The following is an 11,624-nucleotide window of genomic DNA, read 5'->3' as shown; positions in this document are numbered from 1 at the left end:
TTAGCCCTTACTCTTTTTTATTATTCTTTTTTAAACAGGCTCTTAGAATTACGTGAAAACCGAACAATGATTTATTTATTACAAAGTAATTTTTGTGAATTAAATAATACATTGAAATTGCATGATAATCTTATTGAATATTCTAATTTTCATAGTAATATAAAGATTAGACATAAATTACAAAGGAAAATCACAAGACAATTTTCTAACTATCTAAATTCTTTATTTTCAATTGTTGACTATAATAGACGAAATGTTGAAAAATTATTTCTGAGAAATCCAATTGAGAATCAAAAGTATAATGAGAGAAAAGAATTATTTAAAAAAAATAAATATCACATATTTATTAAAGATTTAAGAAATTATTCTGCTCATTTTACATACCTGAAAATTGGTTCAGAGATTGATTACAGTAGTCATAGTGTTAAACCAACTAAATCAATAATAATTTATAAGAATGATTTACTTATGGATGCAAGCTTATCTAATAAGACAAAAGATATTATATCAGAAATGCCAGATAAGATAAGGTTGAACGATATATTATTTGATCATTATAACGCTTTTGTAGAGTTTCAGAATTACACTTTTTTGCAAATATTTTTAATTGATATAAAAAGGACGGAAAATTTCATTGCAAAAATGAATGAATACTATTTAAATGTTGAAAGCATTAATTCGACAGGTCAATTATTTTTTGATAAGAGCTTTTTAAGGTATTTAGATTATGTTTATATGAAGGCAAAGAAATATGGAAAGTAAATTAAAAACACGATTAAAAGAAAGTATTTAAAAACAAAATAAGAATTCAACTGAATACCTGAATATTCTTTACTCTGAAATTAAAAAACTTTTAAAACTATATTAATGATGAAAACCTATACTTACTCTATTTGCCATCCGGATAAAAAAGAGATTGAATATAAAAAAGAAATACTCTCGCCGAAAAATGTTTTAGACATAGCAAAGAACTATCCTTGGATGGAGCGGTTGAAATTCTCAGACAGTTTAGACCAGGAATTGGTTTATTACAATCCGTCGTTAGATTTTACATGCATTCAGGATGGGAGATCTTTTTGTTTAACATCCGATTATAATAAAGAAGAGGTATTAGAATTTTCCTTATGGTATAACAGACCTAAAAATGTAAAAATCTTATTCGGGCTTTTGGGGAGGCGAGAAAAATGGTTCTTGATGAGGTTTGGTCAATTGATTTTCAGACTTCGTTACAATACCTTCAGTATTTTGTAGATGGAGAATATGATAAAATTGAAAGTCTTTTTATAAAATCTTAATTATTACAAATTGCAATTACCCCACATTTGGTGACAAATTCTGTAACATTTTTAAACTTTTCTTTACTAATATTTAAAAAGTAAATTATGTTTAAACGATTTTTGAAGCTGGAATGGAAAAGTTTTTTTAGAGGATCTTCGGTAGGGATCAATCTTGCCATGAAGATCTTTAGAATTATCGGGATTTGCTTCTTCATTTTTTGGCTTGCAATGATGTCTTTTATTGCGTACTTCTATGTACAGGAAGAAATGAAGGAAGATCCGTTGAAAATCATTTCGCGTTTTATGATTATTGGCTGGTTGATCGATTTGGTTTTCAAATATATGATTCAGCAGATTCCTACGCAGAATATCAAGCCTTTTCTTACCCAGAATATTCCTAAAAAAGTCGTTGTTAATTATACTTTAATTAAAACATTTCTTACGCCACTGAGTTGGTTTAACTCTATATTTATCGTAACATTTTGCGGAATTTTGGCTTTCAATGGTTATGGTTTTCTTGGGATCTTCACTTGGTTTATTGGAGTTTCTTCGTTGTTTTACCTTAATAATTTCATCAATCTTTTATTTAATGATAAAGAAAATATCGCAATCGGGGTAGGAGTTCTCATTGCTGGTTTTGCAGCTTTAAATTATTATGAAATTGTTCCTGTTTTATCTTACTCAGAAAAATTTTTCTATAACCTTTACGAGAGACCTTACTTTGCGGTAGTTCCTTTGATGCTCTTTTTTAGTCTTTGGAAAATTACCTTTAATTATATCCGAAAAAGCTTTTATCTGGATGAAGGTCTTGAAGCCAAAAAAGAGATTGGTAAAACTGAAAACATTGCTTTTCTTAATAAATACGGAGCTATCGGAACTTTTATCAATAACGATATTAAAATGCTGAAACGTAATAAAGTCACAAAAGGCGTTCTGATCGGAAGTTTTATGTTTATTTTTTACGGGCTTCTGATGTTTTCTAATGACCTCTACAGAACACCAACCATGATGATGTTTATGGGGCTTTTTGTAACGGGAGGATTTCAGTTTACTTTCGGGCAAAGAGTTCCGGCTTTCGACAGTGCATATTATCCGTTGATGATGACGCTGAACGTTCCTTATAAAGAATACCTTAAAGGAAAATGGTGGCTGATGAATATTGTTACTGCAATTTCGATTGTCATTGCTTTGTTTTACGCCTATTTTGGCTGGAATGTTTACTTCGCATTTTTTGCTGCAGGATTATATAATATTGGTGTGAATTCTCAATTTACACTTTGGTCGGGTGCGTACAATAAAAACTTAATTGATCTTAATTCAAAAGAAAAAAGATTCGGACAAAAAAATACAGTCACTTTCAAAGCATTTATTTTAATGATTCCAAAAATGCTTTTACCAATGGCTGTTTACGGCTTGATGAATTATTTCTTCGGAATTTCTGTTGCCGTAATTTCTGTCGGAATTTTAGGTCTTTTAGGATTTATCTTTCGTGAAAAAATATTCGATATCATCATTACAAAATATAAAACTGAAAAGTACAGCACTTTGGAAGCGTTCAAAAAAGATTAATTTTTGAAGAGCCAAGTAAAAAGGCAAAAGAATTAATCAATTAGTATAAAAATAAGTAAGTTGGAATGGGATGTCAAAGTTAAAACATCCATCACCCAACATCAAACACCCAACATTCAACAACATGATTACAATACAAAACTTAAAGAAAACTTACGGTACAGCAACCGTTCTTAATATAGAAAATCTTGAAATTACAAAAGGCGAAACTTTCGGTTTGGTAGGAAACAACGGAGCCGGAAAAACAACGCTTTTCAGTTTAATGCTTGATCTTATTCAGCCAACAACGGGTTTTGTAAGCGTTGATGGCATTAAAGTAAACGAATCTGAAGCCTGGAAAAACAAAGTTTCCGCTTTTATTGATGAAACCTTTTTGATCGGCTATCTTACTCCTGAAGAATATTTCTATTTCATCGGCGAATTGAGAGGACAGAATAAAGCTTCTGTAGATGAGTTTTTAAAGCAGTTTCATGATCTTTTTAATGGTGAAATCGTAAATGCAGGAAAATACGTTCGTGATCTTTCAAAAGGAAATCAGAAGAAAGTAGGAATTGTGGGAGCTTTGATTGGTAAGCCAGAGATCATTATTTTGGATGAACCTTTTGCTAATCTTGATCCTTCTACCCAAATCAAGCTTAAAAATATGATCCGTGATTTTGCAAAGGAAAACGGAGTGACTTTTTTGATTTCCAGTCACGATCTTTCGCATACCACAGAAGTTTGTAATAGAATTGTGGTGGTAAATAAAGGGGTGGTTGTTCAGGATATTCAGACGACTCCTGAAACTTTACGTGATCTTGAAAAATATTTTGAAGATCAGGTGAATAAGACTTCTACGATTGTAAGTGTTGAGTAATTTGTAAAAATAAATTCTTATTTTTATGAGATCTTAATCACAATACCATGAAGATCTTAAACCTAATCCTTTTTTGCGGAATCTTTTTTATTCCTCTAAAAATGTATTCTCAGTCTAACTGCAATATGTCGGTAACGTATTCTGAAATGGCTTTTGAGAAATTTAAAAACGCTTACAAGTCAGATAATTTAGATAATGCGAAAGTCTTTATCAAAAAAGGAGTAGAAGATGCCGAGCAAGCTTCTGCATACGCTTTGATCTGCGATTGCCCATTAGCGAAAAACTACGCATTAAATGCTGTTACTTTCGGAATAAAAGCAGGAAAAGCTGACAATTTAGATGAAGCAAAAAAACAGTCAAAAAAGGCTATGGATATGTCTTTGGATGTAATGACGGCAACACCTAATTGCAACCAGGACAAGAAATAAATATTGAATGACCACAACCTGTAAAAATTGCGGACATATTTTTGAAGGAAGATACTGCAATCATTGCGGTCAGTCTGCAAATACGCATAGAATTGATGCTAAATTTCTTTGGGAAGATATTGAGCACGGTCTTCTGCATTATGATAAGGGAATTCTCTATACCGCAAAACAGCTTTTCCTGAAACCCGGATATATCATCAAAGATTATATCAAAGGAAAAAGAGTTCACCATTTCAAACCGATTTCTCTGTCGATTGTTATGGCAACGCTTTATGCATTGGTGTATCACTTGACAAATGTGAATCTTGTCGTTAAAGATAACGGAACTTCTGGTGCTATTTTCGAAGAAATTTTAGAACACTATTATTGGTTTGTTTTTATCACCATTCCTATTTTTGCTTTAGGCACAGCGGTATTTTTTAAGAAATCAGGATATAACTTTTGGGAATATTTTATTTTTGAAGCACTGAAGGTCTCCCAGCGATTGATTGTACATATCTTATTCTTACCCATCATTTTACTTTTTAATGATCCGGATGCAACAAATTTTATTGTTAAATTATTACTGTTTATTGATCTTGCTTTAATTTTCTGGACCAATTTGCAATTCTTTAATCGTCTTCCTAAATTCAAAGTATTTTACCTTACCATATTCGGTTACTTGTTATATTTGTCAATGACAACGGTGCTTTTAGCCCTGTTTATTCTTGTTTTTTTTAGAGAGTAATTCCATGTTCAAGTTAATTTAAAACAATTTAATGACGTGTTTTTTTAATGTTGTTTAAAAAAAATAAAAAAGTTTGTAACCTTTTCAAAATTTCACTGTCTTTACTATAGAAACAGAATAAACTATGAAGCTTTTGTTTAAAAATAAAAAAGAAGATTTGCTGAGCCGGCTGAAGAAGCAGGATCCTGCTGCGCAGAAAATCTTTTATAATCAAAGTGTAAAAAAATTCCTGAGTGTAGCAAAAAGCTACGTCAGCGATTTGTATCAGGCGGAAGATTGCGTGATCAAAGCATTTTGTAAAATTTTTAAACATATCGAAAGCTTTCGTGGTGAAGGGAATTTTGAAGGATGGGCAAGAAAAATTGTAGTCAACGAATGTCTCAATTTTATCAAAAGCCGTAAAACGGTTTTCTATCTGGATGATGTTCACGCTTCTGTTTTGGAAGATTTGCATGAAGAGGTAATTGATTTTGATTTTAATGCTCAGGAACTTCTCGATCAGCTTCCGGATGCGTACAGAATGGTTTTCAACCTTTATGTGATTGAAGAATATTCGCATCAGGAAATTGCAGATACGCTAAATATTTCTTTGGCAGTAAGCAAAACCCAACTCTTCAGAGCAAAAGAAAAATTGAGAAAGATTTACTTTCAACAACAAAAAAAACTGAGAAATGAACACGTTTAAAAATAATTTAGAATATCAGATTAAAAAGCAAATCGACGAAAGGGAAGTAACACCTTCAAGAGATTTGTGGTCAGAAATTCAGGCTCAAACCGAAAGTGTTAGTTCAAAAAAATCTAACCTGAACTGGGTTTTGCTTGCCGCATGTTTTGTTTTGATATTTGGTTTGGGTGCAGTTTTGTTTTTTAATAATGAAAGCGAACCAAAAATGCAGGTTGCAGAAACGGTTAAAACACCCTCTTTAAATGAAGAAAGTACAATAACACAACCTGAAAAAATAAATTCACAGGAAATTATTGTAAAAGAAGATCAAGGAAAATTAACTCAGATAAAAAATATTCCCTCAGAAGAAAAAATTGAGAAAATAGTTCCTGTAAAAAATAATCTGCCATTAATTAAAGAAAATCCTTCAGGAATTGCTTCTCAGATAACACTGAATCCGCCAACGAAAATTATGGCAAAATCTGATTCTGCTAAAATTCAAAAGAAAAAAAGATATGTAGATCCTTCTACACTGCTTTTCTCGGTAGAGCATAAAGATGTCATCGAAAAATCTAAGGATGGAAGCAATGTTGCGACGATCGACCTCAATACAAAATAATCCAATTTAAACTAAAAAAATTATAATATCATGATTAAGAAATTTATCATCACAGGAATGTTGTGCCTTGTTGCGACCTCAATAAATGCACAAAGAAAAGCGTTAAGTTTAAATCTTCAGTCAAAAGAAGATACTACGGTAAGCCCGATTGTAAAAGAGAAAGTAGAAGAGTATGCTGCGAAAATCAATACGATTATTCAGGAAGAAAAGAAACAGATGGAAAGTGAATTGCTGGTTCTGCAGGCTAAAAATTTAGATAAAACAGAATTCGATAAGCAAAAAGCTCAGGTTGCAGACAGTTATTCTCAAAAAATTGATGCAAGAATTGAAAGCTTAGGATTTGATTTAGATCAGGTAATTCAGAAGCAGGTAAGATATTCTCTTTTGAATTCTGATGTAACTTCAAACGAAGAATTAAAAGAAAAATTATTGAAGAAGTTCCGTCCTACAAAAAATCTTGATGGATATTTCTCTTACGGAATCATGACGTTGACGAATGATAAAGCAGATAATGATTTAGATAAAAATTTAGGTTACGCCAATAATCTTGAATTTGGTTTAAAATTCAATTATCAATTCAGCAGAACCAGTCCGTGGGGATTGATTTCAGGTTTAGGTTTTTCTTGGAGAACCGTTCGTACAGATAATAATATGATCTTTTCGAAACAAAACGGAGATGTTTTTCTTACAAAATATGAAGGAAGTCTTGATAAAGCTAAACTAAGAACGGGGTATATTATGGTTCCGCTTGGTTTTCAATATAATTTTTCTAAGTTGAAAAGTGCAGGAATGGATGTTCAGTACAGACCTTATTCAGACGGTTTCAGAGTAGGAGCGAATGTTTATGGCGGAATTAAAATGGCATCGAATAATATTGTGAAAGGTGACAGTCAAGGTTTCAGAGATAAATCAAATTATCAGGTAAATCCTTTTGTTTACGGAGCGCAGGTTACGCTTTCTTATGATAATATTTCTCTTTTTGTGAAAAAAGATTTCAGCAATTTCTTCAAAGACTCTTATTTTCCAAACGACAAAGCTTTGGTTTTTGGGGTCGCTTTGGGATGGTAATTTAAATTAGCAATAAATAATGAAAAAAGCTTTAGGATTAATTTGCTTGCTGTGTTTTATGCTGAATGTAAATGCGCAAAAATTTAAAACATCACAAGACAGTATAAAAGTATTTTATGATAAAATTTTTAAAGCATTAGAAGTTGCGTATATCTATAAAGAAGATTACGATTGGAAAAAATTAAAGACCGAAACATTTAAAAACCTTGAAACAGCAAAAGATTTTAAAAGCTCTTTAAAAGAAGTGAAGGTTTTATTTGAGAAAATTGGGGCAGATCATTCTAAAGTAACCTACCAAGGGAAAAGTTACGGTCCTTCAGTAGAGATTTCGTGGGACAACTTTAGTAAGCAATGGATGACAAAGTTTGCTTCCAAACCGCAATTCGAAGCGAAAATTTTAGATAAAAAATATGGTTATATTTTAATGCCAAGTATTTCATTTAATGATTTTAGTTATGAAAATGTTCATAAAATTGCTCAGCCTTTATATGACAAAATAGCTGAATTAAAAACGAATAATAAACTGGAAGGTTGGATTGTAGATCTTCGTTTTAATACAGGTGGAAATTCTACACCAATGTTGTTAGCTTTATATGATTTGTTGGGAGATAATATGGTTTGGGGAACTCTTGGTATAGATAAAAAGTTGATTAACTCGACTAAATTGAATAAAGGAGTTTATGATCAGGGAGAAAAGAAATCAGCTTATATAAAACCCAGAGGAGAATTGATAGACAAATCTAAAGTTGCTGTAATTATTGGAGGATTAACTGCCAGTTCAGGTGAAGTGACCGCCTTGGCTTTTAAAGGAAGACCCAATACTGTTTTTATAGGCGAGAAAACAATGGGTAAAACAACATCTAATATGATTATAACACTCCCTTTTGATACAATAATGCCAATGAGTACAGGGTATGATTGCGATAGAAATGGAAATTATTACAAGCAAATACCTCCGGATATTATCATTTCGAAAGAAGATAATTTTGATGATTTGCTCCAAGACAAAAACATTCAGGAAGCCATACAATTTTTCACTAAAAAATAATTTCATGACAAACTAACGAATATTTCAATTTGGCATAAGAATTGAGTAATAAAAAATAACATTCACATTAACAAACAAAAACACTCCGCAGGATTTTCTACGGAGTGTTTTTGTTTTTTGCTGTGAGCCTTATTTCAGACTTCCCACCATGTCTTCAGGTTTTACCCATTCGTCGAACTGTTCAGAAGTTACAAAGCCTAGATTTATTGCTTCTTCTTTTAAAGTTGTTCCGTTTTTGTGAGCTGTTTTTGCAATTTTTGCTGCGTTTTCATAGCCAATGTGTGTGTTCAAAGCCGTTACCAACATCAAAGATTTATCAACTAATTCTTTAATTCTTTCATGATTTGGTTCAATTCCAACTGCACAATGGTCATTAAATGAAATACATGCATCAGCGATCAATTGGGCAGACTGTAAGAAATTATAAGCCATCACTGGTTTAAAAACATTCAGCTCATAATTTCCCTGAGTTCCTGCAAAAGAAATCGTTGTATCGTTTCCTAAAACTTGTGCACAAACCATTGTTAAAGCTTCGTTTTGAGTAGGATTTACTTTTCCCGGCATGATGGATGATCCCGGTTCGTTTTCAGGAATATGAACTTCACCAATTCCTGAGCGAGGTCCTGAAGCTAATAATCTCACATCCTGAGCAATTTTATATAATGAAACCGCCAATTGTTTTAAAGCTCCGTGAGATTCTACAATAGCATCATGAGCAGCCAAAGCTTCAAACTTATTTTCTGCCGTTACAAAAGGAAGATTGGTGAATTTTGCAATATATTCAGCCACTTTTACATCGTAACCTTTTGGAGTATTTAATCCTGTTCCTACCGCAGTCCCTCCCAAAGCAAGCTCAGAAAGATGAGGTAAGGTATTTTTCAACGCTTTGATTCCGTAGTTTAACTGAGCAACATATCCTGAGAATTCTTGTCCTAAAGTGAGTGGAGTTGCATCCATTAAATGCGTTCTTCCGATTTTTACAATGTCTTTAAAAGAAACTGCTTTTTCGTTCAACGTATTTTTTAGTTTCTCAACTGCAGGAAGGGTTACCTCAACTACTTTTTTGTAAGCTGCAATATGCATCGCAGTTGGATAAGTATCGTTGGAAGACTGAGATTTATTAACATCGTCATTCGGATGAACTTCTGATTTGTCACCTAAAGTTCCACCATTATTTACATGTGCTCTGTTGGAAACCACTTCATTCACATTCATATTCGATTGTGTTCCTGAGCCGGTTTGCCAAATCACCAAAGGAAATTGATCATTCAGTTTACCTTCTAAGATTTCATCGCAAACTTTAGCAATCATATCTCTTTTTGAAGTTGAAAGAACTCCTAAATCTGTGTTTGTAAATGCAGCTGCTTTTTTTAAATAAGCAAAAGCCTCGATAATTTCGTGAGGCATAGAGCCTTCTGGTCCGATTTTAAAATTGTTTCTTGAGCGTTCCGTTTGTGCGCCCCAAAATTTGTCTGCAGGAACCTGCACTTCACCCATGGTGTCTTTTTCTATTCTGTAATTCATTGTGATTGAAATTTTTTATTAAAGGTTAAGGCTGAGGTTAAGTTTAAGGCGAATTTCAACCTTAATCTCAATCTTAGCCTCAAATGATAAAATTACTCAATAATAAAAACTCTCGCAATTTATAATCGTTATAAATACGAGTATAAGTCTCTGATTTTGCTCATGTTTTTTTTCGTAAGCCGTATTTTTGCATAGAAATAGAAAGTAAATGGATTTTAAATATCAAGATCCGTATCCAATTTTAAAAGATGATACGGTTTACAAAAAATTGACCTCAGACTACGTGAAGGTTGAAAATCATGGTGAAAGAGAAATTTTAACGATTGATCCGAAAGGATTAGAATTGCTGGCTGAAGAGGCTATGGCTGACGTTTCTTTCATGCTTCGTTCTTCGCATTTAGAAAGTTTGAGAAGAATTATCGATGATCCTGAAGCGACTGATAACGACAGATTTGTTGCTTATAATTTATTGCAAAATGCTGCGGTTGCTGTGGAAGGAGCTTTACCTTCTTGTCAGGATACAGGAACGGCGATTGTAATGGGTAAAAAAGGCGAAAATGTTTACACAGGAGTTGATGACGGTGAATATTTAAGTAAAGGAATTTACAATACCTACCAAAAAAGAAACTTAAGATATTCTCAGGTGATTCCTTTAACGATGTTTGATGAAAAGAATTCTGGTTCAAATCTTCCGGCACAAATCGATATTTATGCTAAAAAAGGAGATTACTACGAGTTTTTATTCTTAACAAAAGGAGGAGGTTCTGCGAATAAAACTTTCCTTTATCAAAAGACAAAGTCTTTACTGAACGAAAAATCTTTAGAAGCTTTTGTAAAAGAAAGAATTTCAGATCTGGGAACTGCTGCTTGTCCGCCTTATCACTTAGCTTTGGTAATCGGAGGAACTTCTGCAGAAGCCAATTTGGCTGCTGTGAAAAAAGCATCAGCAAAATATTATGACAATCTTCCAACTGAAGGAAATGAAGCAGGTCAGGCTTTCAGAGATTTGGAATGGGAAGCAAAAGTTCAGAAGATTTGCCAGGAAAGTGCAATTGGAGCTCAGTTTGGCGGAAAATATTTAACACACGATGTTCGCGTAATCAGACTTCCTCGTCACGCGGCTTCTTGCCCGGTTGGAATGGGAGTTTCGTGTTCGGCAGACAGAAATATTAAAGGAAAAATTACCAAAGACGGTATTTTCTTAGAGCAATTGGAGCAAGACCCGAAAAGATTTTTACCTGCAACTCCACCACATTTGGAAGAAGCGGTTGAAATTAATTTAAATCAACCAATGCCTGAAATTCTGGCTGAACTTTCAAAATATCCGATCAAAACAAGACTGAAACTAAACGGAACTTTAATCGTTGCAAGAGATATTGCTCACGCAAAAATCAAAGAATTATTAGATTCCGGAAAACCAATGCCTGAATATTTTAAAAATCACCCGATTTATTATGCAGGACCTGCGAAAACTCCGGAAGGAATGGCTTCAGGAAGTTTCGGACCAACAACAGCGGGAAGAATGGATGTTTATGTAGACGAGTTCCAAAGCCATGGCGGAAGTATGGTGATGTTGGCAAAAGGGAACAGGACAGCAGATGTAACGAATGCTTGCAACAAATACGGAGGTTTCTACATCGGTTCAATCGGTGGACCTGCTGCAATTTTGGCAAAAGATAATATCTTGTCGGTTGAGGTGGTAGATTTTCCTGAATTAGGTATGGAAGCAGTAAGAAAAATTGAAGTGAAAGATTTCCCTGCATTCATTATTACAGATGATAAAGGAAACGATTTCTTTGCAAACCTTGCCCATTAAAATTTTTAGTTTGAAGTTATAGGCAAGA

Annotated in this window: 12 protein-coding genes; 11 read left to right on the top strand and 1 reads right to left on the bottom strand. The window is 33.1% G+C overall.

Annotated elements, in window-relative coordinates; translation table 11 throughout:
* The 10 genes from OEW74_RS13425 to OEW74_RS13380 form a co-directional block, all read left to right on the top strand.
* Positions 1-762, top strand: a 762-nt coding sequence (locus OEW74_RS13425) for a hypothetical protein (RefSeq protein ID WP_265428962.1), incomplete at its 5' end; no start/stop codon positions are given.
* A 105-nt stretch (positions 763-867) separates the two neighbouring features.
* On the top strand, positions 868-1,251 hold the full coding sequence (locus OEW74_RS13420) for a hypothetical protein (RefSeq protein WP_265428961.1): 384 nt from the start codon (positions 868-870) through the stop codon (positions 1,249-1,251).
* 131 nt (positions 1,252-1,382) lie between these two features.
* Positions 1,383-2,846, top strand: coding sequence for a DUF5687 family protein (locus OEW74_RS13415; protein WP_265428960.1), 1,464 nt, complete (start codon positions 1,383-1,385; stop codon positions 2,844-2,846).
* Between the two features lie 124 nt (positions 2,847-2,970).
* On the top strand, positions 2,971-3,702 hold the full coding sequence (locus OEW74_RS13410) for an ABC transporter ATP-binding protein (protein WP_265428963.1): 732 nt from the start codon (positions 2,971-2,973) through the stop codon (positions 3,700-3,702).
* 101 nt (positions 3,703-3,803) lie between these two features.
* Positions 3,804-4,130, top strand: a complete 327-nt coding sequence (locus OEW74_RS13405; protein WP_265428959.1) for a hypothetical protein — start codon at positions 3,804-3,806, stop codon at positions 4,128-4,130.
* A gap of 7 nt (positions 4,131-4,137) precedes the next feature.
* Positions 4,138-4,857, top strand: coding sequence for a DUF3667 domain-containing protein (locus OEW74_RS13400; RefSeq protein ID WP_265428958.1), 720 nt, complete (start codon positions 4,138-4,140; stop codon positions 4,855-4,857).
* 124 nt (positions 4,858-4,981) lie between these two features.
* Positions 4,982-5,542, top strand: a complete 561-nt coding sequence (locus OEW74_RS13395; protein WP_265428957.1) for an RNA polymerase sigma factor — start codon at positions 4,982-4,984, stop codon at positions 5,540-5,542.
* Positions 5,529-6,140, top strand: coding sequence for a hypothetical protein (locus tag OEW74_RS13390; protein ID WP_265428956.1), 612 nt, complete (start codon positions 5,529-5,531; stop codon positions 6,138-6,140). Before OEW74_RS13395 ends, OEW74_RS13390 begins: the two co-directional genes overlap by 14 nt.
* 30 nt (positions 6,141-6,170) lie before the next feature.
* Positions 6,171-7,208: an outer membrane beta-barrel protein gene (locus OEW74_RS13385; protein WP_265428955.1), complete on the top strand. Its 1,038-nt coding sequence runs from the start codon at positions 6,171-6,173 to the stop codon at positions 7,206-7,208.
* A gap of 19 nt (positions 7,209-7,227) precedes the next feature.
* The gene (locus OEW74_RS13380; RefSeq protein ID WP_265428954.1) at positions 7,228-8,256 is read left to right on the top strand and encodes a S41 family peptidase; all 1,029 of its coding nucleotides are present in this window, start codon (positions 7,228-7,230) and stop codon (positions 8,254-8,256) included.
* 129 nt (positions 8,257-8,385) lie between these two features.
* Here OEW74_RS13380 and fumC read toward each other — a convergent pair whose 3' ends face one another.
* Positions 8,386-9,780, bottom strand: coding sequence for a class II fumarate hydratase (fumC, locus tag OEW74_RS13375; protein WP_265428953.1), 1,395 nt, complete (start codon positions 9,778-9,780; stop codon positions 8,386-8,388).
* A gap of 208 nt (positions 9,781-9,988) precedes the next feature.
* On the opposite strand from fumC, the gene OEW74_RS13370 reads away from it, so the two are divergent.
* Positions 9,989-11,596 carry a fumarate hydratase gene (locus OEW74_RS13370; RefSeq protein WP_265428952.1) on the top strand — a complete coding sequence of 536 codons (1,608 nt, stop codon included), beginning with the start codon at positions 9,989-9,991 and terminating at the stop codon, positions 11,594-11,596.
* Positions 11,597-11,624 lie beyond the last annotated feature (28 nt).

The sequence above is a fragment of the Chryseobacterium sp. YIM B08800 genome (genome assembly GCF_026163565.1).
In the GTDB taxonomy this organism is placed as follows: domain Bacteria; phylum Bacteroidota; class Bacteroidia; order Flavobacteriales; family Weeksellaceae; genus Chryseobacterium.
This window is presented reverse-complemented; position numbering and strand designations above follow the sequence as displayed.

Coding starts and splice junctions, on each gene's coding strand:
- OEW74_RS13420 (WP_265428961.1), top strand. CDS start 868: ATGATGAAAACCTATACTTACTCTATTTGCCATCCGGATAAAAAAGAG.
- OEW74_RS13415 (WP_265428960.1), top strand. CDS start 1,383: ATGTTTAAACGATTTTTGAAGCTGGAATGGAAAAGTTTTTTTAGAGGA.
- OEW74_RS13410 (WP_265428963.1), top strand. CDS start 2,971: ATGATTACAATACAAAACTTAAAGAAAACTTACGGTACAGCAACCGTT.
- OEW74_RS13405 (WP_265428959.1), top strand. CDS start 3,804: ATGTATTCTCAGTCTAACTGCAATATGTCGGTAACGTATTCTGAAATG.
- OEW74_RS13400 (WP_265428958.1), top strand. CDS start 4,138: ATGACCACAACCTGTAAAAATTGCGGACATATTTTTGAAGGAAGATAC.
- OEW74_RS13395 (WP_265428957.1), top strand. CDS start 4,982: ATGAAGCTTTTGTTTAAAAATAAAAAAGAAGATTTGCTGAGCCGGCTG.
- OEW74_RS13390 (WP_265428956.1), top strand. CDS start 5,529: ATGAACACGTTTAAAAATAATTTAGAATATCAGATTAAAAAGCAAATC.
- OEW74_RS13385 (WP_265428955.1), top strand. CDS start 6,171: ATGATTAAGAAATTTATCATCACAGGAATGTTGTGCCTTGTTGCGACC.
- OEW74_RS13380 (WP_265428954.1), top strand. CDS start 7,228: ATGAAAAAAGCTTTAGGATTAATTTGCTTGCTGTGTTTTATGCTGAAT.
- fumC (WP_265428953.1), bottom strand. CDS start 9,780: ATGAATTACAGAATAGAAAAAGACACCATGGGTGAAGTGCAGGTTCCT.
- OEW74_RS13370 (WP_265428952.1), top strand. CDS start 9,989: ATGGATTTTAAATATCAAGATCCGTATCCAATTTTAAAAGATGATACG.